Below are 22,503 nucleotides of genomic sequence, written 5' to 3' on the forward strand. Positions count from 1 at the left end.
TCGAGTCACTGTCGAGCCACTAGATGGTCCAACTTTCATCTACCCAGGGGTAGAGCGGTCGGTCCCTCAGCGTTCGGTTTGCGCCATGATCCGGCAACCGCCGTGGAACCGGGCGCGCCTCGCCGCCCGTTGACAGTTCCATGAACGAGACCACGGACGCCGCCGCCCCGGACCGCGCGGAGGCCGGCCAAGAGCCGCCCAGCGGCCGGCGGCGCCTCGGGCGGCGGGCGCTGCTGATCGGCGGGGTCGCCGCCGGTCTTGGCGGGGTCGGCTATGCGGCGCGGGACGAGCTGGAGCGGCTGTGGTGGCGGCTGCCCGGGGTGGACCAGCCGCGCGAGGAGGGCGAGGTCGACTACCCGGGGGCGCTGTGGGTCCCGGCCTCGCAGCTGAACTGGCGGCGGGCGGACCGGCCGTACGACTACACCGTCGACCGAGTGGTGATCCATGTCGTCCAGGGGAGCTTCTACGACGCGCTGGAGGCGTTCCGGGACCCGGGCCACGCCGCCGCGGCGCACTATGTGGTGCGCGGCGACGGGCGTATCGCGCAGACGGTCCGCGAGTTGGACGTCGCCTTCCACGCGGGCAACCGCCCGTACAACGAGCGCAGCGTCGGCATCGAACACGAGGGGTTCGTGGACCGGGCGAGCTCCTTCACGGACCCGATGTACCGGGCCTCGGCGCGGCTGACGGCCAGGATCTGCCGGCGGTACGGATTCCCGGCGGACCGCGAGCACATCGTCAGCCACTCCGAGGTGCCGGGCACCGACCACACCGACCCCGGGCCGCTCTGGGACTGGGCCCGCTATCTGCGGCTGGTGCGGGCGGCCCTGGCGGACCGGTGAGCTTGGGCTTTGTTTTACGGCAGCCAGACGTCCCCGTTGTGCATGAAATTGAGCTCGCGCGGCGTCGTCACCGGCCAGCCGTTCGCGTCTTTCATCCCGGGAGCGAAGTAGCTGCCGTACGCGTTATAGACGCCGGAAGCCCGATTCCAGGGGCTGCGCACTTCGTGCCACACGGAGTCCTTGGAGACGTCCACGGTCGCCGACGTGGCGTTTTGGTCGTCGCCGCCGGTGACGAGGGTCGTGAGGTTCACCGGGGCCGGAGTTCCCTCCTCCCGCCGTATCCGGATAACCGACGCGACCTTGTACCCCTGGTCGTCCTTCTGGATGTCGTAGCAGGCCGCGACCTCGACCTCGCCGCCCTGTACGCCAAACCAGGTGTGTCCGCCCACCCAGCAGTTCTGAATGCCGGTTACGGGCTCGTATTCCGAATTGGCCGGTGTGGCCTGTGCCGTCGCGCTCGTTCCTATAAGAGCCGTCGCCGCAATTGCGGCGGCGGCCATGCTCCGTCTCACCGAAAATCTCATCATTGAGCCTCCTCGGAAGGGGTTGCATTCCGAGGAGAGACTAGCCGCCGAGGACGATTTTCAGGTGGGTCGGAAAGATATCCCGAACCACCTTGGCGTGTTTTTCGCCAGGGCGAATTCCGCCATTGGTCGAGCCTTTGGTCGTGCCGCTGATTTCGCCCTAGCTCAGACCCGCGCCGCGCGCCCGCTCCACCACCGGGCCGATCGCGTCCGCCACCGCCTCCACATCCGCCTTCGTGGACGTATGGCCGAGCGAGAAACGCAGCGTGCCGCGCGCCAGGTCGGGGTCCGTGCCGGTGGCCAGGACGACATGGCTGGGCTGGGCGACGCCCGCGGTGCAGGCCGAGCCGGTCGAGCATTCGATGCCCCGCGCGTCCAGCAGCAGGAGCAGCGAATCGCCCTCGCAGCCGGGGAAGGAGAAGTGCGCGTTGGCGGGGAGGCGGCCCGCCGGGTCCGGGTCGCCGCCCAGCACCGCGTCGGGGACGGCGGCCCGGACGGCGCCGATCAGCGCGTCGCGCAGCGCCCCGATCTCGCGCGCGAACTCCTCGCGGTGGGCGGCGGCATGGGCGGCCGCGACCGCGAAGGCCGCGATGGCCGGGGTGTCGAGCGTGCCGGAGCGCACCTGGCGCTCCTGGCCGCCGCCGTGCAGCAGCGGCGCCGGGGTCCACTCGCGGCCGAGGAGCAGCGCGCCGATCCCGTACGGCCCGCCTATCTTGTGGCCGCTGACGGTCATCGCGGCCAGGCCCGAGGCGGCGAAGTCGAGGTCGAGCTGGCCGAATGCCTGGACCGCGTCGGCATGCAGCGGAATACCGAACTCCGCCGTCACGGCGGCCAGTTCGGGCACCGGCATGATGGTGCCGATCTCGTTGTTGGCCCACATCACGGTCGCGAGTGCGACATCGGAGGGGTCGCGGGCGATCGCCTCGCCCAGCGCGTCGGGGTGCACCCGCCCGTACGCGTCGACGGGCAGCCACTCGACCCGCGCGCCCTCGTGCTCGGCGAGCCAGTCGACGGCGTCGAGGACGGCGTGGTGCTCGACGGGGCTGGCGAGCACGCGGGTGCGGGCGGGGTCGGCGTCCCTGCGGGACCAGTAGAGTCCCTTCACCGCGAGGTTGTCGGCCTCGGTCCCGCCCGAGGTGAAGACGACTTCACTCGGGCGCGCGCCCAGCGAGGCCGCGAGCGATTCGCGGGACTCCTCGACGGTACGGCGCGCCCGGCGGCCGGCGGCGTGCAGCGAGGAGGCGTTGCCGGTGACGGCGAGCTGGGCGGTCATCGCCTGCACCGCCTCCGGAAGCATCGGGGTGGTGGCGGCGTGGTCGAGGTAAACCATGGTGGGCTCGATTCTACGAGCCGGAGTGGGGGCGCGTGCCGGGCGCACGGAGGAGCGCCGCACCTGGCCCCTGCCCGCCCCCCTGCCCGCCCCTCCGCTTGACCGCTTGCCTTCGAGTGCACTCCAACTCCTAGCGTTCAGGACATGAGCAACGCGAACGACACGATCAAGCAGGAGCGGTTCGAGTACGGCATGAAGGTGCTGAGCCGGATCGACGGCGAGGTGGGCGAGCGAGTGGTCGACTCGCTGGCCGATATCTCCCCCGAGCTCGGCCACCAGGTCGCCGCCTGGGCCTTCGGCGACATGTACGCCCGCCCTGAGCTGGCCCCCCGGGACCGGCAGCTGGTCACCCTCGGCATACTCACCGCCCTCGGCGGCTGCGAGCCGCAGCTCGAAGTGCACATCAACGCCGCGCTGAACGTGGGACTCACCCCGACCGAGATCACCGAGGCGCTGCTGCACGCGGCCGTCTACTGCGGCATCCCCAAGTCCCTCAACGCCACCTTCGTCGCCAAGAAGGTCTTCGGCGAACGCGGGCTGCTGCCCGTCCCCGGCACCGACGCCGGCACCGACGCCCCGCAGAACAGCTGACGCAACGGCCTCGACAGGGCTGTCATGAGCAACTAGCGTTTTGCTCATGACAGCCCGCGACAACGATGACTGGACGCTGGACCGTACCCACCGCGGCTCCTCCGGTGAGGTCCGCTGGGCCGCGCTCGGCGCCCCGGACCGCCCGCCGGTCGTCCTCCTCCACGGCACGCCCTTCTCCTCGTACGTCTGGCGGTCCGTCGCCCGCGCGCTCGCCGACCGCCACCGGGTCTTCGTCTGGGACATGCCCGGCTACGGCGCCTCGGAGAAGCGCACGGGCCAGGACGTCTCCCTGGCCGCCCAGGCCCGGGTCTTCACCGAGCTGCTCGACCTGTGGGGGCTGGCCGGGGGCGAGCGGGCGCCCTCTGTCGTCGCCCATGACTTCGGCGGCTGCGTCGCCCTGCGCGCCCATCTGCTGCACGGCGCGCACTACCGCCGGCTGACCCTCGTCGACCCGGTGGCCCTGGCCCCCTGGGGCTCCCCCACCTACCGGCTGCTCGGTGAGCACGCGGAGGTCTTCGAGCGGCTGCCACCCGGGCTGCACCGGGCTCTGGTGCGCGAGTACGTCGCCTCGGCGAGCGGTCCCGGGCTGCACCCGACGGTCCTGGACCGGCTCGTCGAACCGTGGTGCGACGGGGACGGGCAGGCCGCGCTCTACCGGCAGATGACGCAGAACGACCAGCGCTTCACCGACGAGATCCAGGGCCGCTACGGCGAGCTCGACCTGCCCGTCCTGGTCTGCTGGGGTTCCGCGGACAGCTGGATTCCGCCGGAGCGGGGGCGGGAGCTGGCCGCCCTGATCCCCGGTGCGCGGCTGCGGCTGTTCGAGGGCGCGGGCCATCTCGTCCAGGAGGACGCCCCGGCCGAGCTCACGGCCGCGCTGCTGGGCTTTCTCGGCGAGTAGGCGCGTCGCGGCGTCGGAGGTCGTAGCGCGTCGCGCGGGCTCGGCGCCGCGTCAGGGAGCGGCGCCCCATCGTGGGCGCGGCGCCGCGCCGGTGGGCTCAGCCCCGCATGTGCAGCAGCTTCGTGGCCAGCAGCGCGAGGTGCTTACGCCACTCCGCGAGCGCCGCGGCCCGCTCCTCGGCGGCCTCGGCCGGGCCGGTCTGGGTGAGGATGAGGCGCGCGCCGTGGCCCGTGCCGACGGTCAGCTGCCACCGGACCCGGCCGACCGGGCGGCCGCCGAGGAGCCAGTCGTAGGAGAGCTCGCGCGGCGCGGTCACGTCCGCGACCGGGCCGGGCGGGACCGCGTCCGTACGGAACCCGATCGGCACCGCGCCGCCCACCACGGGCTCCTCGGCGCCGGCCGGTCCGGTCAGCGCCTGCCACACGGTCTCGGCCGGACGGACCAGCTGCCGCTCGAACCGCAGCCGCCAGCCGTCCTCGGTGGTCTCGACGACCCCCTCGGCCAGTCCGAACGCCTCGACATAGCGCTCGTGCAGCTCGGCCGTGTCCGCCGCGATCCCGGTCTTCTCGCCGTCCAGCAAGGTGGCCAGCGCCGAGATGCAGGTGTGCCAGCCGGAGGCGAAGCTGGCCGCGCCGAAGCGGTCGCGGAAGGTGTGGGTGAGGGTCAGCGCGCTGCCGTCGGCCTCGGGGCGCAGTTCCCAGCGGAGCAGATCGTCGCCCCAGGTGAAGGCGAAGAGGCGCGGCGGGTCGAGCTCTGTGACGGCCCCGTGGGTATCCGGTACGTCATGCCCGGGGAAGACGAAGTCGATCCGTCCGCCGACCCGCGACTCCAGCCGGACCTCGGCGGGGAACCAGTGGGCCATCAGGGCGGGCTCGGTCAGGGCCCGCCAGACCTCCTCCGGCGGATGGCCGATCCGCCGCTCCAGGCGCAGGGCGGAGCGACCGCCCTCGGTCGAGTTCAGGGTGTCCTTCATCGCGCATCTCCCATCCACGTGCGCTTCCCCCGCCGGACCGCCCCCTCGCCATCCCCATCCAACCACGGCTCCCCGCGCCCTGAGCCGGCACCGAGGGGACCCCGGTCAGACCTCCTCGGCCGCCGTGCTGCGCCGGTTCCATGCGCGCGGTGCGCGCCATCCGAACCGCATCGCCATCAGCCGGACCAGGAACGCCACGGTGGCCGCGAGGGCGCTGGTGCCACCGGTCAGCGCGTCGTAGTGGATGAGCAGCGCCGCGATCGTGGCGCCCACAATGGCCGGGACCGCGTACAGGCCGCGGTCCCAGCGCAGCAGTGAGGGCACCTCGTGGGCGAGGAGGTCGCGCAGCACGCCGCCGCCGATCGCCGTGGTCATGCCGAGGACGGCGCAGAAGGTGAGGCCGAGCCCGTGGTCGTACGCCTTCATGGTGCCGGTGACGCAGAACAGCCCGAGGCCGGCGGCGTCGAAGACGCCCACCGCCGCCATGATCCGCTCCACCTCGGGGTGCAGGAAGAAGACGATGACGGTGGCGATGAGCGGGGTGATGAAGTAGCCGAGATCGGTGAAGGCGGCCGGCGGTACGGCGCCGATGACCAGGTCGCGGAACACCCCGCCGCCCAGCGCGGTGACCTCGGCGAGCATGGCCATGCCGACGACGTCGAAGTTCTTGCGCACGGCGAGCAGCGCGCCGGATATCGCGAAGACGAAGATTCCGACGAGGTCGAGCGAGTGCTGGACGGACGGGCTGAACAGATCGATGAACACCCGACATTTTTACTCATCGGGTGTTCTCGCCCTCGGGCCGCTCCCTCGGCTGCTCTCTTCCCGGGCCCGTCCAGCCCTCTACTCCGCCTTCTTCTGCACCTTCGCCGCCGCCTCCGGCCCGGCCTTCTCCTCCGGCACCTGATCGGAAGCGTTCTCCGGGTGGTGGCAGGCCACCTGGTGCCCGGTCGCCAGCGCGATCAGCGGCGGCTCCTGCTGCTTGCACACCTCGGTCGCCTTCCAGCACCGGGTGTGGAAGCGGCAGCCGGACGGCGGCGAGATCGGCGAGGGGACATCGCCCTTGAGCAGGATCCGCTCACGCTGGGCGCGCCGCCTGGGGTCCGGCACCGGCACCGCCGAGAGCAGCGCCTTGGTGTACGGATGCATCGGCCGCTCGTACAGGTCCTTGCGGTCCGCCAGCTCGACGATCTTGCCGAGGTACATCACCGCGATCCGGTCCGAGACATGCCGGATGACCGACAGGTCGTGCGCGATGATCACATACGTGAGGCCGAGCTCCTCCTGGAGGTCGTCCAGCAGGTTGACCACCTGGGCCTGGATCGAGACGTCCAGCGCCGAGACCGGCTCATCCGCCACCACCAGCTTGGGCCTGAGCGCGAGCGCCCGGGCGATGCCGATGCGCTGGCGCTGGCCGCCGGAGAACTCGTGCGGATAGCGGTTGTAGTGCTCGGGGTTGAGGCCGACCACCGACAGCAGCCGCTGCACCTCCGCCTTGACCCCGCCCTCGGGTTTGACTCCCTGGAGCCGGAAGGGCGCCGAGATGATGGTGCCGATCGTGTGCCGGGGGTTCAGCGAGGAGTACGGGTCCTGGAAGATCATCTGCACATCGCGGCGCATCGGCCGCATCCCGGCGGTGCCGAGGTGTGTGATGTCCTTGCCCTCGAACTCGATCTTCCCGCCGGTGGGTTCCAGCAGCCGGGTGATCAGCCTTCCCATGGTCGACTTGCCGCAGCCCGATTCGCCCACCACGCCCAGGGTCTCCCCTGGCCGTACGTCGAAGTCCAGGCCGTCCACCGCCTGCACCGCGCCGGCCTGCCGCTGCAGCAGCCCCTTCTTGATGGGGAAGTGCTTGACCAGGCCGGACACCTTGAGCAGCGGTTCGGGGGTGGTGGTCGCCTGCTCCGGGACCGTCATCTTCGGATCCTTCGTGTCCGTCACAGCTTCGGCGCAATCTCTTCGGTCCAGATCCGCGTGCGCTCCTCCTGCGTCATGTGGCACGCGGAGAAGTGGTCGTCGCTCCCGGCCTCACGCAGCTCCGGCCGCTCCGTGCGCGTGATGTTGTCCTTGGGCACATCGGCGTACGGGCAGCGCGGGTGGAAGGCACAGCCGGACGGCACGTTGATCAGGCTGGGCGGGGAGCCCTTGACCGGGATGAGGCGCTCGGTCTGGTCGCGGTCGATACGCGGCATCGAGCCGAGCAGGCCCCAGGTGTAGGGGTGCTGGGGCTCGTAGAAGACCTTCTCGGCCGGACCGCGCTCGACGCAGCGGCCGCCGTACATCACCAGGAGGTCGTCGGCGAGCTCGGCGACGACGCCCAGGTCGTGGGTGATGATGATGACCGCGGAGCCGAACTCCTTCTGCAGATCCCGGATGAGGTCGAGGATCTGCGCCTGCACGGTGACGTCCAGGGCGGTGGTCGGCTCGTCGGCGATCAGCAGCTCGGGGTTGTTGACCAGCGACATCGCGATCATCGCGCGCTGCCGCATACCGCCGGAGAACTCATGCGGATAGCTGTCCACCCGCTTGTCCGGCTGCGGGATGCCGACGCGGTCCAGCATCTCGATGGCGCGCTTGCGGGCCACGTCCTTGGTGACGTCGTGGTGGACCCGGTACGCCTCGGAGATCTGGCGGCCGATGGTGTAGTAGGGGTGCAGCGCCGACAGCGGATCCTGGAAGATCATCGCGATCTCACGGCCGCGCAGCTTGCGCACCTCGTCCGGGTCGGCGCTCAGCAGCTCCTGCCCGTTCAGCCAGATCTCGCCGGAGATCTGCGCCTTGCGCCGGCCGTACTGCCCGGCGGTGTGCAGGCCCATGATGCCCAGCGAGGTGACGGACTTGCCGGAGCCGGACTCGCCGACGATGCCGAGCGTCTTGCCCTTCTCCAGCCGGAAGCTGAGCCCGTCCACCGACTTGACCAGGCCGTCGTCCGTCGGGAAGTGGACCTTGAGGTCGCGCACCTCGAGGAAGGTGGTGGGGGCCGGGGAGCCGGCCGCGGCGACCTCTCCGAGCGCGGTGCCGGTGGTCGGCAGATCGCCGGTCTTCCCGGTCTCCTCGGGCTTGTCGAGCTTGGCGGGCTTGTCGGTCCCGGACTTTTCGATATCGGTCATCCGAGCCTCACTCGCGGGTCGACGACGGCGTACAGGAGGTCCACGATGAGGTTGGCCACCACGATGAACAGGGCCGCGATCAAGGTGACGCCGAGGATGACCGGCAGGTCCTTGTTGCTGATCGCGGTCACCGCGAGCCGGCCGAGGCCCGGCAGGTTGTAGGTGGATTCGGTCAGCACCGCGCCGCCCAGCAGGGCGCCGAGGTCCAGGCCGAGCAGGGTGAGGATCGGCGTCCAGGTGGAGCGCATGGCGTGCCGTCCGATGACGACCCGCTCCCGCAGACCCTTGGCGCGGGCCGTGCGGATGTAGTCCTCGCCCATGATCTCCAGCATGGTGGCCCGGGTGAGCCGGGCGTAGGTCGCGGCGTAGAGGAACGCGAGGGTGATCCAGGGGAGGATCAGGCTCTGGAACCACATGGCCGGATCCTCGGTGATCCCCTGGTAGTCCACGTCGACCCAGTTCAGTTGGTAACTGAAGATGGCCAGGGAGAGCAGACCGGTGAAGTAGATGGGGAGCGAGACACCGGCGAGGGCGACGCCCATCGCCGCGCGGTCCCACAGGGTGCCCCGGCGCAGCGCGGAGACGACACCGGCGGTGACGCCGCCGACCAGCCACAGCACACAGGCGCCCGCGGCGAGCGAGAGGGTGACCGGCATGGCGTCGGTCAGCTGCGGCCACACCGCCTGCTCGGTGCGGAAGGAGTAGCCGAAGCACGGCGCGGGGCAGTGGGTGACATCGTTGCCGTTGGCATAGTCACGACCGACGAACAGACCCTCGATGAAGTGCCAGAACTGCACCAGCAGCGGATCGTCGAGACTCAGCTTCTGTCTGATGCCCTCGATGGCCTCCGGGTCGGACTGTTTGCCGACGAAGAGGAGCGCGGGATCGGAACCGGCCCACTTCGGGATCATGAAGAAGATGGCGAAGGTCGTGAGTGTGACGACCAACAGCATCATGATGACGGCGAACAAGCGCCGGATGACATATGCAAGCACTGTGCGCGGCCCGGCGGCGGCCCGGGAGCCCCCGATCAGAGGACTCCCGGACCACCACCCGCGGCCATCACCTGCCCTTCGGGCCTATACGGTTCGGCGATGGTGGGGTGTGACGGTCGCTTGGCGAACCATCACTTGACGACGCCGAGCTGGGAGTAGTCGTAACGGCCGTTGTAGGCCGCCGAAGAGAAGGCGTTCGTCAGCCGGGAGCTGCGCCAGGTGATGTTCTTCTCGTAGAGGAAGGGCATCTGCACGGCCAGGTCGACGATCTTGTGGTTGATCTCCTTGTACGACTCACCGGCCTTGGCGGGGTCGGTCTCCTTGAGCGCCTTGTCGAAGAGCCCGTTGATCGTCGGGTCGTTGGTCTCGGAGACGTTGTAGTTACCGGTCTGCTGGATGAAGCGGCCGTCGATCAGCGGCTGCTCGAAGCCCTGGCCGGTCGGGAAGTCGGGGCCCCAGCCGGTCATGGACAGACCCAGGTTGCGCTTCTTCATCACCGAGGGGGAGCCGGTGATGCTCGCCGAGGAGGCACCGTCGATGTTCTCGACCTGAAGCTTGATGCCGACCTTGCCCAGCGACTCCTGCAGCGCCTCGGCGGCCTTGACCTCGTTCGGCTGGTCGTTACGGGCGACGATGTTGGCGGAGAAGCCGCCCGGCTTGCCGCACTGCTTCAGCTCGTCCTTGGCCTTGGCCGCGTCCGGCTTGCCCTTGCGCGCCAGGATGCCGTACGGGTCGTAGTCATCCGCGCCCGCGATGCTCTTGGGGAGCATGGTGGTGGCGATGTCACCGGCGGCCTGCGGGCCACCGCGGATGGTCTGCAGCGACGTGTAGTCGGCGCCGTAGAAGACCGCCTTGCGGCAGTGGATGTTGTCGAACGGCTTGACCTTGGTGGCGAAGTCGACGTACCGGACGAAGCTCGTCTCGATGTTGTCGACGTTGCCCTTGTGCTGCTTGAGGGCCTCGCTGCGGCCGGCCTGGCCCATGCCGGTGGCGCTGAGGAAGACGTCGTAGTCGCCCTTGATCAGCAGCTCGTCGACGGCGTCGAGGTTGGAGTTGAGGGTCACCGTCACCTTGTCCGGCAGGGCCGGGCGGATCGGGTCGGACTCCTTCTTCCACTTGTCGTTGCGGACCAGGACCGCGCCCTTGCCCGGCTTGTACGACTGGACCTTGTACGGGCCGGAGGAGAAGGGCTGGTTGGTGTACTTGGCGCCGGTGTCCTTGGACGCCTTCACGGGCGAGCCGGTGGGCATCGCCAGCATCTGCTCGAAGTCACCGTTGGGCTTGGGCAGCCGGAAGATGATGGTCTTCGCGTCCGGCGTCTCGATCGCCTTCAGGCCCAGCTTGTCCTTGGTCTTGTCCTTGTACGGGCCCTTGTACTTGCCATCGGGGTCCAGGACCTGGCGCAGATAGGCCGGACCACCGGAGATGAGGTCCTTCGCCCAGATGCGCTCGATGCCGTACTTGATGTCCTGGGCGGTGATCGGCGAGCCGTCCTCCCAGGTGATCCCGTCACGCAGGGTGTAGGTGTACGTCTTGCCGCCGTCGCTGATCTTGGCCGTGGAGGTGGCCAGGTCGGGGACCAGCGTGTTGCTGGCCTTGCCCGGCTTGGGCGCGTAGGTGATCAGTTGGCGCGCGTAGAAGCGCGAGAAGTCCCAGGCGAAGCCGTAGTACTGCCGCTGCGGGTCGAGCGAGTCGAAGTCCTGCTTGTTGATGAACTTGAGCGTGCCGCCCGTTTTGGTCGACGCGTTGGCGATGCCCTTGGTCGCGGCGTTGAACCCGGCGCCCTCACCCTTGTCGTCGTTCTTGTCACCGCCGCAGGCCGCGGTGGCCATCAGGGCCCCGACGACGACCGCCGCACCGGCGATCCGCCTACTTCTCGAGGAACGTAGGGGTTTCATTGTTTCGTGCAACCTCCGGGATATCGGTCCTTGGCATGGCGCCGGGGAACCATCGGGTGACCGCCGCCTGACTGACGGTGCGGCAGGGGCAGATTCGTTTCGGTGCGGCTGGGCCGCGGTCGCGCGGGACGCCATCAACGCGTTCCCTTCGGGTCGAGGGCGTCTCGGACGCCGTCGCCGAAGAGGTTGAACGCCAGCACGGTGACGAAGATCGCCAGACCCGGAATGATCATGAACATCGGGTCGTCCTTGTAGGTGCCGACGGCGTCGGAGAGCATCTGCCCCCAGGACGCGGTCGGTGGCTTCACGCCCGCGCCCAGGAAGCTGAGCGCCGCCTCGGTGAGAATGTTGGTGGGGATCATCAGCGTGGCGTAGACGGTGATGGGCGCGACCAGGTTGGGCAGCAGCTCCCGGAAGAGGATGTAGCGCCGGCCCGCGCCCAGGCTGCGCGCCGCCTCGACGTACTCCTTCTCGCGCAGCGACAGCGTCTGGCCGCGCACGATGCGGCCGACGTACGGCCAGCCGAAGAAGCCGATCACGGAGACCAGGATCGCGATGCGCACCCCGCTGCCGGACAGCCCCAGCAGATCGTTCGGCAGCACCGAGACCAGGGAGATGATGAACAGCAGCTGCGGGAAGGCCAGCAGCATGTCCATCACCCGGCTGATAACGGTGTCAACCCAGCCGCCGAAATACCCCGCGATGACGCCGAAGACAGTCCCCAGCACCACGGCGACGACCGCCGCGAGGAAGGCCACCAGCAGCGAGATCCGCGCGCCGTAGACGACCCGGCTGAACACGTCGCGGCCGTTGGACGGTTCGACGCCGAAGAGGAAGTCGGAGCTGATACCGCCCCAGGAACCCTTCGGGGTGCCGAACAGCGGGTCGATCTCCTCCTGGTGGAACTCGTTGGGCGGGTGCCCCAGCAGGCTCACGATCAGCGGCGCGAAGACGGCCACCAGCACCAGGAAGAGAACCACGGCCCCGCCGGCCAGCGCCAGCTTGTCCCGCTTCAGGCGCATCCAGGCGATCTGGCGCAGCGACCTGCCCTCGACCGAGGCCTTGACTACATCCGCGGCGACATCGACGGGCGCGGCCGGTTCCGCATCCGTGCTCGTGCCGTGCACTGGTGCCGTCATCGTGGTGGGGACCCCTCTCGACCGGTGGTGACCGGCCCACGACCTGCCGCTGTAGCGGCGTGGTTCACAAACGCAGGTGAATGTGGTGCTCGTGGTGCGGAAGTTTAGTGAAGGGGAAGCATGCACTACCCGCAGGTACGGACACTTCCCGTTGCGGGAGTCTTCATCGCGCTCGTGATCACCCGCCAGCCCATCCGGGCAATGGATGCCTAACCGTGATGTGGCGAGGAGTGTTCCGTTATCCGGACCGCGACTCCGCTCAGCGGTGCGCGCCGTCCGGTCAACGGGACCGATGACGGGGGTGCTACAGGGGTGTTACCAGGTGCTCGGGGCGGGCCCGGACTGCCGGCCGCCGGGCTGCGGCGGATAGCCGTACGAGGGGGCGGGCGGGCCGGGCTGGGCCGCGCCGAAGGCGTCACGGTTGAAGAACGGGCGGGCGTTGGCCCGCATCCACAGGGCCACCGGGTCGTACTCGTCGGACATCGCGACCGTGGAGACCGGCAGCCCGTCGGGCACCGCGCCGATCGACTGGCTCATCATCGCCCGCGCCGCCTCCACCCCGGCGGCGCCGGTGTCGAACAGGTCGAGCCCGATCGCCAGATACGGGGCGCCGAGCGCGGGCTGCACCCAGGCGCGGCGCAGCGACCGCACCGCGGCCGTGCGGTGCGCGTTCTGCCCCAGCAGGGCGTAGAACTGGGGGATTTCAATGGCGGGCTCGCTGAGCCGCAGCGGCCCCGCGGGCAACAGATCCAGGCCGCGGGCGATTCGGCGCAGATCGAGCCAGGGGATGCCGACGCCGCCGCCGGGGGCATGCGGGTTGAGCCACAGGCCGTAGCGGTCGGGGAAGAGGGAGGACGCGATCTGGCGCCCGCCCACAACCTCATGGGCGCGGTTCCAGCCGCTGGCGGCGAGCTCCTGGGCGGAGGTCACACAGGGGGCGTAGCCGAGCCCGGCGACGTCCATGTTTCCGTACTGCGCGTCGGACGAGCCGGGGGTGCCGTGCCACAGCAGCATCCAGACCTGGCCTTCGGCGAGCGCGTACAGCAGTGACTCGTAGGCGTCGTACCGGCCGGGAGCGACCTGCTGCAGCATCCGCTCGACGTGGCCGCCTCCCGCGCTCACCTGGGTCCGCCCCTCTCTCGACCTGTCCACACACTTGGTCAGGGGCGCGCGACCGCGCCCCGACACCGGTAATCCAACCAGCTTACGGGCCCTTGCAGTGGTCTCCCGGGCGACTCAGCGGTCACGGTCGTAGAACGGTCGCACCCGTTCGCGTATCCAGTCCGCCACCGGATCCTGCGCGATGTCCAGCAGAACGAGCTGGACCGTCCACGGCAACGGTACGGCGCCGAGCGCGCGGCCGAGCGCTTCCACGGCGGTGGCCTGGCCCTCCGGGCCCGGAACGTCCAGCTCGACGCCGACGAACAGCGCGGGCGGCTCCCCCTCGACGCTGGCCAGCGCGCGCCGGGCGGTCCGCAACCCGGCCACCTTGCCGAACTCGAGCCCGGCGGCGGCCAGGAAGTCGACCGGTTCGTCCTGCCAGTCAGGTTCGAAGAGGCGCACCCGGCCGCCGGTGGCCGGACCGTCCAGCTCGCTGCGCCCGGCCCGGCACAGCTCGGCCACGGCCAGCGGCGGAAGCGGGACGCCCACCGGACCGCCTGGGTTCACCGCGATACCGAGCTGGGGCGGCAGACCGCGGGCGAATTCGACGGCCGGGGCGACGGTGAACGCCATATGGGCGCCGACGATCTGCAGGAACTGCTGTTCGGAGCTGAACACCGGCACATACGCGCCGCCTTCGATCTCCATGGTGGGCAGGTCCAGGCCGTTGCTGTCCGGGCCGCCCCCGTTGGGCAGCGGCACCCAGATCCGGCTGCGGGCCAGGGTCTCGACGATGCGGGCACCGGCGCCGGGGATGCCGACCGAGGCGACCAGCACCTCTTCCAGCTCGTTGCCCGGAAACGACGGAAACGCCGGAACCCCAGAAGACGCACCGTCAGAAAACCCGCCGTGAGCCGGTACTGGACCGTGCTGCTCCGGGATGTTCATTTCCGCTCAACCGCCATCTCGTCGGACCTGCACAGGCACCCTAACGGCTGCATCGCCTGGCGGCATCGGGGGCCGTCGATCTCCACAGCAAATCCCCAGGTCGAGGGGTGGGCGATGGCCGAAGATAGGCGACTTGCGACCGCTTCGGACAGTAATCGTCGAGTTGCGCACGGTTTGCACTCTTCGCACCGTGGTGTCGAGTACGCCCGTACGTCACCCACAGCGAAGGAAGGTCTCATGATCCGCGCGTCCCGCAAGGCCGAAGTACTCGTCACCTCCGTCATGGCCGGTTCTCTTCTGTTCGGCACCGCAGGGCTGTCCGCGGCCACGGCCGGCGGGTCCGGGGGTTCGGCCGGCGCCAAGGCCCCGGCCCCCACCCCAGCGGCGCTCGCCGACACCCGGATGAGTCCCGCCCAGGTCCAGGCCATGCACGATCTGCGGGCCCTCCTCGAGCGGGTGACGGACCTGGCCAAGGCGGTGGAGGAGGCCCCCAACGGGATGCTCTCCGAGGCCGACCTGGTCAAGCACGCGGCGGCGATCGACAGCGCGGTGAAGGCCGCCCGCAAGTCGGCCGAGGCGGCCATGACTCCGCGGGCGTCTGCGCGCGTCCAGGAGAAGGCACAGAGCAAGGCCCAGGACAAGGGCCGGGACCAGGCCCGCGACCGGAAGCCGTCGGACGACCCCAACGAGGGCCAGAAGCAAGGCCAGAACCAGGGTCAGGACCAGAACCAGGGCCAGGGCCAGAGTCAGGACCAGGAGCAAGGCCAGAACCAAGGTCAGGACCAGGGCCAGATCACCGTGCCGCCGCAGGCCGCCGATCAGGGACAGGCCGGACAGGGACAGGCTGCCGGGCAGGGACAGGCCCAGATGCCGCCGCTCACCCCCCAGGCTCAGCCCACGGACGTCTCGACTGACCCGCTGGACGCGCTGCAGCGGGCGATCGACGACCTGCTGGACGCCATCGCCGCCGGCGACGAGGCCGCGGCCGCCGCGGCGCTCCCCCGTATCGCCGACGCCATCATCGAGCTGATCAGCTCCCTCGTCGGCCCGCTCCCGGGCATGGGCGAGCCGATGACGCCCCCGATGCTGCCGCTGCCGGACGAGGCGTCGACCCTCGCCGACGACGCGTCCGCGCTCGCCGCCCGGCCCATCACGATGGCGGCCGCCGCGGAGCACACCACCCCCGAGCCCGGCGACGACGAGCACGGCAAGAAGGACCACGGAAAGAAGGACCACGCCAAGAACGACCACGCCAAGGACGACCAGGGCAAGAAGCAGGACGCCAAGAAGGCGGAGGCGGGGAAGCGCGACACCAAGCCCAGCGACACCAAGCCCAGCGACACCAAGCCCGGAACCGCCAAGCCCGGAACCGCCAAGCCCGGAACCGACGAGCCCGGCGCCCAGAAGCCCGGCACCGACAAGCCCGGCACCGACGAGCCCGGCGCTCAGAAGCCCGCCACGAAACCGGACGTGAAGAAGCCCGGTACGCAGCGTCCCAGCACGACGGTCCCCAGCCCCCTGTCCGCTCTTGAGCCCGCCACGCCCAAGCTGGCCGAGGACGACTCCGTGGCCCCCATGCCGCTGCCCCACCCGGTCGAGGCGACCGTCGAGGCTCCTTGACGGCAGCGCTCCGCCGTCCCGCCGCGCGTCACTCGAAGCCGATGCGGCGCAGCGCGCTCACGGCCGCCCGATCCAGCAGCGCCACCGAGGCGCAGCCTTCGGGCGGCCGTCCGCGTTCGGCGGCGGCGACCAGCCGCCCCACCGCGCGACGGTGCCGTCCGAAGGCGTAGCGGGAGACCCCGCGGCCGCGGGCGGCCTGCCCCTCCAGGGCCACCGCGGCGTCCACGTCCAGCAGCACCATGTGCAGCCGGCGGCCGGTGCGCCGGGCGTCGCGGGCCAGCCAGCGGCGGACCCAGGAGAGCGTGCCGCAGTCGTGCACCACGACGCTCGCGCCGGAGCGCAGCGCCCGGCGCAGCCCGGCGTAGTGGGCGTAGCGCACCAGCGGGCGGTAGAGGGCGTACGGCAGCCAGCGGGGCAGCCGCCGTTCCCAGCGCTCGCGGGTGTCCTGTGAGTCCACCCGCAGCACCGCGCGCCCGCTCTGGTCCAGGCGGGGCACGGCCCGGCCGATCATGGTGGTCTTGCCGCTGCCGGGCAGCCCGGAGGCGACCACCACGTCCCCCGCGCGGTAGCGCAGCTCGCGCGCGCCGGGCCCGGTCGCCGCCGGGCCGCTGTCGCCGCCGTCGCCGCGCAGATCGTGCACGGGCGCCCTGCGCCCCGGCCTGAGCGCACCTGCGGTCGGCGCCGTGCCCTGCCTCACCGGCAGGGGCCCCCATGTCGTCGCGTACGTACCCTGCCCCTGCCCGTGCACCGTGATCGTCCTCCTAGGTCGGTCACTGCGGCTCGTTCCCGAAGAGTGTCAAGAAAAGGTAATGTCCAGCAAGGTGGTATTCCTGTGGGCTGGGCCTTCATGCCCTGTGAGTCCGGGTGTCCCGGGGAGTCCTGGCGTCCCGGGGGGAAAGCGGTTCTGCCCGCTCGGCTCTTCCCTTCTCGGGCGTACGTGCGATGATGTTGCGCGCAACTCCATACCGGCCGCTTGAATCCGCGCGGGAGAGTCCTCGGCCACCGGCAGCAGTGCCGGCCGTCCGGGGCGCCGAAGGAGCAAGTCCTCCCTTGAATCTCTCAGGCCCCGATACCGCGTGGACGAGGCAGATCTGAAAAGCGAGCCGCTGGCGTGGCTCCACCCACGGTGCAAGCCGGACCGCTCGAAGGAGTGGGTCACGGCGAACCTCTCAGGTTCCGATGACAGATGGGGAGGACACGTTCCCCGTCGTCCTCGTAGCCGTCCCGTCCTGGAGCCAGCACCCATGCCCCATGCCTCAAGCCCCCGCCGCACCGCCCTGGACGCGGTGCACCGCGCGCTGGGCGCCACCATGACCGACTTCGCCGGCTGGGACATGCCGCTGCGCTACGGCAGCGAGCGTGATGAGCACACCGCGGTGCGCACCCGCGCCGGCCTCTTCGACCTCTCCCATATGGGCGAGATCACACTGACCGGCCCGCAGGCCGGCGCCGCCCTGGACCGGGCGCTGGTGGGCCATCTGTCGGCGCTCGCCGTCGGCCGCGCCCGCTACACCATGATCTGCGACGCCGACGGCGGCATCCTGGACGATCTGATCGTCTACCGCCTCGGCGAGCAGGAGTTCCTGGTGGTCGCCAACGCCTCGAACGCCCAGGTGGTGCTGGACGCGCTCACCGAGCGCGCCGAGGGCCTGGACGCGGCCGTACGGGACGACCGGGAGGCGTACGCGCTGATCGCCGTCCAGGGCCCGGCGTCCGCGACGATCCTGGCGGGCCTGACCGACGCCGATCTGGACGGCCTCAAGTACTACGCGGGCCTGCCCGGCACGGTCGCCGGCGTCCCGGCGCTGATCGCCCGTACCGGCTACACGGGCGAGGACGGCTTCGAGCTGTTCGTCTCGCCGGGCGACGCCGAGCGGCTGTGGCAGGCGCTGACCGAGGCGGGGGCCCCGGCCGGGCTGGTCCCGTGCGGGCTGTCCTGCCGGGACACGCTGCGCCTGGAGGCCGGGATGCCGCTGTACGGGCATGAGCTGACCGGCGGCACCACGCCCTTCGACGCGGGGCTCGGCCGGGTGGTGAAGTTCGACAAGCCCGGTGACTTCGTCGGACGCCAGGCCCTGGAGGCGGCGGCGCGGCGGGCCGAGACCGACCCGCCACGGGTGCTGGTCGGCCTGGTCGCGGCGGGCCGCCGGGTCCCGCGCGCCGGGTACGCGGTGGTCGGCGCGGACGGCGCGGTGATCGGCGAGGTCACCTCGGGCGCGCCCTCGCCGACCCTCGGCAAGCCGATCGCGATCGCGTATGTGGACGCCGCGCATGCCGCGCCGGGGACGGCGGGGGTATCGGTGGACATTCGCGGTACCCATGAGCCGTACGAGGTCGTGGCCCTCCCCTTCTACAAGCGGCGCTGAGCCCGTCGCCCGCCGGCGGCGCGCCATCCCGCCCATATCTCCCGTACCGCCTGTCCCATCAGGCAAGACGCGTTTCCCAAGCACTCCCCCGTATCCAGGAGAATCGGACCTATGAACAACCCCCAGCAGCTGCGTTACAGCAAGGAGCACGAGTGGCTGTCGGCCGCCGGCGAGGACGGTGTGTCGACGATCGGTATCACCGAGTTCGCGGCCAACTCGCTCGGCGACGTCGTCTTCGTCCAGCTTCCGGAGGTCGGCACGACGGTCGCCGCGGGTGAGACCTGCGGCGAGCTGGAGTCCACGAAGTCCGTCAGCGATCTTTACGCGCCGGTCACCGGCGAGGTCACGGAGATCAACGAGGACGTGGTGAACGACCCGGCGCTGGTGAATTCCGCCCCCTTCGAGGGCGGCTGGCTGTTCAAGGTGAGGGTGACGGACGAGCCGGACGAGCTGCTCTCCGCCGACGAGTACACCGCCTTCACCGAAAACTGACCCTCTCCTTTCGATCGGGACCCTGATGTCGCTTCTCAACAGCTCCCTGCACGAGCTCGACCCGGACGTAGCCGCCGCGGTCGACGCCGAACTCCACCGCCAGCAGTCCACCCTGGAGATGATCGCTTCGGAGAACTTCGCTCCGGTCGCGGTCATGGAGGCCCAGGGCTCGGTCCTGACCAACAAGTACGCCGAGGGCTACCCGGGCCGCCGCTACTACGGCGGCTGTGAGCACGTCGACGTGGTCGAGCAGATCGCCATCGACCGCGTCAAGGCGCTCTTCGGCGCCGAGGCCGCCAACGTCCAGCCGCACTCCGGCGCCCAGGCGAACGCGGCCGCGATGTTCGCCCTGCTCTCCCCCGGTGACACCATCCTGGGCCTGAACCTGGCGCACGGCGGTCATCTCACCCACGGGATGAAGATCAACTTCTCCGGCAAGCTCTACAACGTGGTGCCCTACCACGTGGACGCCGAGACCGGCCTGGTCGACATGGACGAGGTCGAGCGGCTGGCCAAGGAGCACCGCCCGAAGCTGGTGATCGCGGGCTGGTCGGCGTACCCGCGCCAGCTGGACTTCGCGGCGTTCCGCCGGATCGCGGACGAGGTCGGCGCGTACCTCATGGTGGACATGGCCCACTTCGCCGGTCTGGTGGCGGCCGGGCTGCACCCCTCCCCGGTGCCGCACGCCCATGTGGTGACCACCACCACCCACAAGACCCTCGGCGGCCCGCGCGGCGGGGTGATCCTCTCCACGGCCGAACTGGCCAAGAAGATCAACTCCGCGGTCTTCCCGGGTCAGCAGGGCGGCCCGCTGGAGCATGTGGTCGCGGCGAAGGCCGTGGCCTTCAAGATCGCGGCGGGCGAGGAGTTCAAGGAGCGCCAGCAGCGCACCCTCGAAGGCGCGCGGCTCCTGGCCGACCGGCTCACCCAGCCCGATGTGGCCAAGGCCGGGGTCGCCGTGCTGTCCGGCGGCACCGACGTCCACCTCGTCCTGGTCGACCTGCGCGACTCGGAGCTGGACGGCCGGCAGGCCGAGGACCGCCTCCACGAGATCGGCATCACGGTCAACCGCAACGCCATCCCGAACGACCCGCGCCCCCCGATGGTCACCTCCGGTCTGCGCATCGGCACCCCGGCGCTGGCCACCCGCGGCTTCACCGCCGACGACTTCCGCGAGGTCGCCGACGTCATCGCCGCCGCCCTCCAGCCGTCGTACGACGCGGAGGCGCTCAAGGCGCGCGTCACCGCGCTCGCCGACAAGCACCCGCTGTACCCGGACCTGAAGAAGTAACGGGCCCGGAAGGTGGGCGGGGGCGCACACCCCGCATCCCCGCCCACCCCGCACCACGCACGCAACCACCGTGCGGACGCACCACGCACCCACCGTGCAGACGCAAGGAGTTCACCGGTGGCCATCTCCGTCTTCGATCTCTTCTCGATCGGCATCGGTCCGTCCAGTTCCCATACGGTCGGCCCGATGCGGGCCGCGAGGATGTTCGTCCGCCGGCTGAAGAACGACGGCCTGCTCGCCCACACCACCGCCGTACGCGCCGAGCTCTTCGGCTCCCTCGGCGCCACCGGCCACGGCCACGGCACCCCCAAGGCCGTACTCCTCGGCCTCGAAGGCCACTCCCCGCGCACCGTGAACGTCGAGACCGCCGACGACGAGGTGGAACGCATCCGCACCAGCAAGCGGCTGCGGCTGCTCGGCGCGGAGATCGGCGCCGAGCACGAGATCGACTTCGACGAGACCGCCGAGCTGGTCCTGCACCGCCGCCGCTCGCTGCCGTACCACGCCAACGGCATGACCCTCTTCGCGTACGACGCCGAAGGTCTCCCCCTCCTGGAGAAGACGTACTACTCCGTCGGTGGCGGCTTCGTCGTGGACGAGGACGCGGTCGGCGCGGACCGCATCAAGCTCGACGACACCGTGCTGAAGTACCCCTTCCGCACCGGTGACGAGCTGCTGCGGCTGTCCCACGAGACCGGCCTGTCCATCTCGGCCCTGATGCTGGAGAACGAGAAGGCCTGGCGCACCGAGGCCGAGATCCGCGCGGGTCTGCTGGAGATCTGGCAGGTCATGCGCGGCTGCGTCGAACGCGGCATGTCCCGCGAGGGCATCCTCCCCGGCGGCCTCAAGGTCCGCCGCCGCGCCGCCACCGCCGCCCGCGCACTGCGCGCCGAGGGCGACCCGGCCACCCGCGCCATGGAGTGGGTCACCCTGTACGCCATGGCCGTCAACGAGGAGAACGCCGCGGGCGGCCGGGTGGTCACCGCCCCCACCAACGGCGCGGCCGGCATCATCCCCGCCGTCCTCCACTACTACGCCAACTTCGTCCCGGGCTCGGACTCTGGCTCCCACGACGACGGCATCGTCCGCTTCCTCCTCGCCGCGGGCGCCATCGGCATGCTCTTCAAGGAGAACGCCTCCATCTCCGGCGCCGAGGTCGGCTGCCAGGGCGAGGTCGGCTCCGCCTGCTCCATGGCCGCCGGCGGCCTCGCCGAGGTCCTGGGCGGCTCCCCCGAACAGGTCGAGAACGCCGCCGAGATCGGCATGGAACACAACCTCGGCCTCACCTGCGACCCGGTCGGCGGCCTCGTCCAGATCCCATGCATCGAGCGCAACGGCATGGCCTCGGTGAAGGCCGTCACAGCGGCCCGTATGGCACTGCGCGGCGACGGACGGCACCACGTCTCCCTCGACAAGGTCATCAAGACCATGAAGGAGACGGGCGCCGATATGAAGGTCAAGTACAAGGAGACGGCGCGGGGCGGGCTCGCGGTGAACGTCATCGAGTGCTGAGTGGAGGTTCGCGGCAGTCACCGCACGCCGGACACCCGCCGTCCGAGCGACATCAAAGGGCACCCGCCGTCACCGCACCGACAGGCTGTATCGAATCGATCCCCTCCGTGGGATGGCGCACGAGCCCCTCGCGCGGTCGTGCGCGGCGAGTCAGCCCTGGCCCTGCACGAACTGATCGACAACATCCCCTCAGCAGTGCACATCGCCGTGCCGATGCGACATCGCAGCCGCATCGGCGAGACCCTCGCCCTGTCCGCGCTCGGCCGCTATCTACGCCGCAACGGACGTGGCGGAGTCAGTGAACTCCAGGACATCGCCCGTGAATTGGGCGCGCTGTCCGTCGTCCGCCCCGCCGTGGAGGCGGTGCTCGCCTGATGGTCAACCCGACCCGCGACACCACCGCCGGCCGGGCGGCCTGGCCGACGCGCCGCCGATGGGTAGAAGTCCCGCGTCGCGCTGCTGACGGGCATCTCCGCCGAGGACATCGACCGACTCGGTGGGATCGGCGAGGAGAGGTAACACCCCGGTGGATCGAACGCGCCCCACTCTGCGCTGCCTGACCGAGGACCTGTGCTTACCCGCCCCGCCCATCACGACACCACTGGACGAGGTCGATCACCCTGCGCTGAACAAAGCCCAGGAGCATTTCAACGGCACCGAAGAGCGACCGCACGAACGCATCGGCGCCATCGACGACCAGGTCCTGTTCAAGGTCAAAGTCCAACGATGGCGCCGCCCGCAGTGCCTACAACGCGCAGCACTCCCGCCCACTGTCCACGCAGACGTACGTCGGCGGCCTGCTCCCGGACCGGGATGAACATCCCTGACGGCGGCGCTGGACTCTGCGCCGGGCCGCCGAACGCGTCGGAT

The 22,503-nt window shown here is 70.4% G+C and carries 21 protein-coding genes and 1 riboswitch; of the genes, 9 read left to right on the top strand and 12 right to left on the bottom strand.

Annotated features, from left to right (window positions below; genetic code table 11):
- Positions 1–140 precede the first annotated feature (140 nt).
- Positions 141–842, top strand: a complete 702-nt coding sequence (locus ACFV2X_RS14005) for an N-acetylmuramoyl-L-alanine amidase (RefSeq protein ID WP_385615644.1) — start codon at positions 141–143, stop codon at positions 840–842.
- A 14-nt stretch (positions 843–856) separates the two neighbouring features.
- On the opposite strand, the gene ACFV2X_RS14010 is transcribed toward ACFV2X_RS14005, so the two are convergent.
- Both ACFV2X_RS14010 and ACFV2X_RS14015 read right to left on the bottom strand, forming a co-directional pair.
- Complete coding sequence (locus ACFV2X_RS14010) at positions 857–1,342, bottom strand: hypothetical protein (RefSeq protein ID WP_385615647.1); 486 nt, start codon at positions 1,340–1,342, stop codon at positions 857–859.
- Between the two features lie 184 nt (positions 1,343–1,526).
- A complete protein-coding gene (locus tag ACFV2X_RS14015; protein ID WP_385615650.1) occupies positions 1,527–2,696 on the bottom strand; it encodes a cysteine desulfurase family protein in 1,170 nt (389 codons plus the stop codon).
- A gap of 144 nt (positions 2,697–2,840) precedes the next feature.
- Between ACFV2X_RS14015 and ACFV2X_RS14020 the strand changes: the two genes are divergently transcribed.
- Together ACFV2X_RS14020 and ACFV2X_RS14025 are read left to right on the top strand one after the other, a co-directional pair.
- Positions 2,841–3,287: a carboxymuconolactone decarboxylase family protein gene (locus ACFV2X_RS14020; RefSeq protein ID WP_385615653.1), complete on the top strand. Its 447-nt coding sequence runs from the start codon at positions 2,841–2,843 to the stop codon at positions 3,285–3,287.
- A gap of 46 nt (positions 3,288–3,333) precedes the next feature.
- Entirely contained in the window at positions 3,334–4,188 is an 855-nt protein-coding gene (locus ACFV2X_RS14025) for an alpha/beta fold hydrolase (protein ID WP_385615657.1), read from the top strand.
- 97 nt (positions 4,189–4,285) lie between these two features.
- Here ACFV2X_RS14025 and ACFV2X_RS14030 read toward each other — a convergent pair whose 3' ends face one another.
- From ACFV2X_RS14030 to ACFV2X_RS14070, 9 genes are all read right to left on the bottom strand, one after another.
- The gene (locus ACFV2X_RS14030; RefSeq protein ID WP_385615660.1) at positions 4,286–5,161 is read right to left on the bottom strand and encodes an SRPBCC family protein; all 876 of its coding nucleotides are present in this window, start codon (positions 5,159–5,161) and stop codon (positions 4,286–4,288) included.
- Between the two features lie 105 nt (positions 5,162–5,266).
- Entirely contained in the window at positions 5,267–5,926 is a 660-nt protein-coding gene (locus ACFV2X_RS14035) for a trimeric intracellular cation channel family protein (RefSeq protein ID WP_385615663.1), read from the bottom strand.
- Positions 5,927–6,004: 78 nt separating this feature from the next.
- Entirely contained in the window at positions 6,005–7,078 is a 1,074-nt protein-coding gene (locus ACFV2X_RS14040) for an ABC transporter ATP-binding protein (RefSeq protein WP_385615666.1), read from the bottom strand.
- Between the two features lie 20 nt (positions 7,079–7,098).
- Positions 7,099–8,271, bottom strand: a complete 1,173-nt coding sequence (locus ACFV2X_RS14045) for an ABC transporter ATP-binding protein (protein WP_385615669.1) — start codon at positions 8,269–8,271, stop codon at positions 7,099–7,101.
- Entirely contained in the window at positions 8,268–9,266 is a 999-nt protein-coding gene (locus tag ACFV2X_RS14050) for an ABC transporter permease (protein WP_385615672.1), read from the bottom strand. Before ACFV2X_RS14050 ends, ACFV2X_RS14045 begins: the two co-directional genes overlap by 4 nt.
- Positions 9,267–9,397: 131 nt before the next feature.
- Positions 9,398–11,164 (bottom strand): ABC transporter substrate-binding protein, encoded by a 1,767-nt coding sequence (locus ACFV2X_RS14055; RefSeq protein ID WP_385615675.1) that lies wholly within the window; start codon positions 11,162–11,164, stop codon positions 9,398–9,400.
- A 134-nt stretch (positions 11,165–11,298) separates the two neighbouring features.
- Positions 11,299–12,303 (bottom strand): ABC transporter permease, encoded by a 1,005-nt coding sequence (locus ACFV2X_RS14060; RefSeq protein WP_385615679.1) that lies wholly within the window; start codon positions 12,301–12,303, stop codon positions 11,299–11,301.
- 315 nt (positions 12,304–12,618) lie between these two features.
- A complete protein-coding gene (locus ACFV2X_RS14065) occupies positions 12,619–13,395 on the bottom strand; it encodes an enhanced serine sensitivity protein SseB C-terminal domain-containing protein (protein ID WP_385616015.1) in 777 nt (258 codons plus the stop codon).
- A gap of 144 nt (positions 13,396–13,539) precedes the next feature.
- Entirely contained in the window at positions 13,540–14,352 is an 813-nt protein-coding gene (locus tag ACFV2X_RS14070; protein ID WP_385615682.1) for an enhanced serine sensitivity protein SseB, read from the bottom strand.
- 237 nt (positions 14,353–14,589) lie between these two features.
- Here ACFV2X_RS14070 and ACFV2X_RS14075 point away from each other — a divergent pair, with 237 nt between their 5' ends.
- Entirely contained in the window at positions 14,590–15,972 is a 1,383-nt protein-coding gene (locus ACFV2X_RS14075; RefSeq protein WP_385615684.1) for a hypothetical protein, read from the top strand.
- Positions 15,973–16,000: 28 nt separating this feature from the next.
- Here ACFV2X_RS14075 and ACFV2X_RS14080 read toward each other — a convergent pair whose 3' ends face one another.
- Positions 16,001–16,669 (bottom strand): AAA family ATPase, encoded by a 669-nt coding sequence (locus ACFV2X_RS14080; RefSeq protein ID WP_385615686.1) that lies wholly within the window; start codon positions 16,667–16,669, stop codon positions 16,001–16,003.
- Between the two features lie 277 nt (positions 16,670–16,946).
- Positions 16,947–17,057, top strand: a riboswitch (glycine riboswitch).
- 159 nt (positions 17,058–17,216) lie between these two features.
- On the opposite strand from ACFV2X_RS14080, the gene gcvT reads away from it, so the two are divergent.
- The 5 genes from gcvT (at position 17,217) to ACFV2X_RS14105 (ending at position 22,008) form a co-directional block, all read left to right on the top strand.
- Complete coding sequence (gcvT, locus tag ACFV2X_RS14085) at positions 17,217–18,338, top strand: glycine cleavage system aminomethyltransferase GcvT (RefSeq protein WP_385615687.1); 1,122 nt, start codon at positions 17,217–17,219, stop codon at positions 18,336–18,338.
- 111 nt (positions 18,339–18,449) lie between these two features.
- Positions 18,450–18,830: a glycine cleavage system protein GcvH gene (gene gcvH / locus ACFV2X_RS14090; protein WP_385615689.1), complete on the top strand. Its 381-nt coding sequence runs from the start codon at positions 18,450–18,452 to the stop codon at positions 18,828–18,830.
- A gap of 25 nt (positions 18,831–18,855) precedes the next feature.
- Positions 18,856–20,121, top strand: a complete 1,266-nt coding sequence (glyA, locus tag ACFV2X_RS14095) for a serine hydroxymethyltransferase (protein WP_385615691.1) — start codon at positions 18,856–18,858, stop codon at positions 20,119–20,121.
- Positions 20,122–20,238: 117 nt separating this feature from the next.
- Positions 20,239–21,633, top strand: coding sequence for an L-serine ammonia-lyase (locus tag ACFV2X_RS14100; protein WP_385615694.1), 1,395 nt, complete (start codon positions 20,239–20,241; stop codon positions 21,631–21,633).
- Positions 21,634–21,771: 138 nt separating this feature from the next.
- Positions 21,772–22,008 (top strand): hypothetical protein, encoded by a 237-nt coding sequence (locus ACFV2X_RS14105; protein ID WP_385615697.1) that lies wholly within the window; start codon positions 21,772–21,774, stop codon positions 22,006–22,008.
- Positions 22,009–22,503 lie beyond the last annotated feature (495 nt).

The organism is Streptomyces sp. NPDC059679, from assembly GCF_042734105.1.
Taxonomy (GTDB): Bacteria; Actinomycetota; Actinomycetes; order Streptomycetales; family Streptomycetaceae; genus Streptomyces.

Coding starts and splice junctions, on each gene's coding strand:
- ACFV2X_RS14065 (WP_385616015.1), bottom strand. CDS start 13,395: ATGCTGCAGCAGGTCGCTCCCGGCCGGTACGACGCCTACGAGTCACTG.
- ACFV2X_RS14060 (WP_385615679.1), bottom strand. CDS start 12,303: ATGACGGCACCAGTGCACGGCACGAGCACGGATGCGGAACCGGCCGCG.
- ACFV2X_RS14005 (WP_385615644.1), top strand. CDS start 141: ATGAACGAGACCACGGACGCCGCCGCCCCGGACCGCGCGGAGGCCGGC.
- gcvH (WP_385615689.1), top strand. CDS start 18,450: ATGAACAACCCCCAGCAGCTGCGTTACAGCAAGGAGCACGAGTGGCTG.
- ACFV2X_RS14010 (WP_385615647.1), bottom strand. CDS start 1,342: ATGGCCGCCGCCGCAATTGCGGCGACGGCTCTTATAGGAACGAGCGCG.
- ACFV2X_RS14040 (WP_385615666.1), bottom strand. CDS start 7,078: ATGACGGTCCCGGAGCAGGCGACCACCACCCCCGAACCGCTGCTCAAG.
- ACFV2X_RS14070 (WP_385615682.1), bottom strand. CDS start 14,352: ATGAACATCCCGGAGCAGCACGGTCCAGTACCGGCTCACGGCGGGTTT.
- glyA (WP_385615691.1), top strand. CDS start 18,856: ATGTCGCTTCTCAACAGCTCCCTGCACGAGCTCGACCCGGACGTAGCC.
- ACFV2X_RS14075 (WP_385615684.1), top strand. CDS start 14,590: ATGATCCGCGCGTCCCGCAAGGCCGAAGTACTCGTCACCTCCGTCATG.
- ACFV2X_RS14015 (WP_385615650.1), bottom strand. CDS start 2,696: ATGGTTTACCTCGACCACGCCGCCACCACCCCGATGCTTCCGGAGGCG.
- ACFV2X_RS14020 (WP_385615653.1), top strand. CDS start 2,841: ATGAGCAACGCGAACGACACGATCAAGCAGGAGCGGTTCGAGTACGGC.
- gcvT (WP_385615687.1), top strand. CDS start 17,217: ATGCCCCATGCCTCAAGCCCCCGCCGCACCGCCCTGGACGCGGTGCAC.
- ACFV2X_RS14025 (WP_385615657.1), top strand. CDS start 3,334: ATGACAGCCCGCGACAACGATGACTGGACGCTGGACCGTACCCACCGC.
- ACFV2X_RS14055 (WP_385615675.1), bottom strand. CDS start 11,164: ATGAAACCCCTACGTTCCTCGAGAAGTAGGCGGATCGCCGGTGCGGCG.
- ACFV2X_RS14045 (WP_385615669.1), bottom strand. CDS start 8,271: ATGACCGATATCGAAAAGTCCGGGACCGACAAGCCCGCCAAGCTCGAC.
- ACFV2X_RS14030 (WP_385615660.1), bottom strand. CDS start 5,161: ATGAAGGACACCCTGAACTCGACCGAGGGCGGTCGCTCCGCCCTGCGC.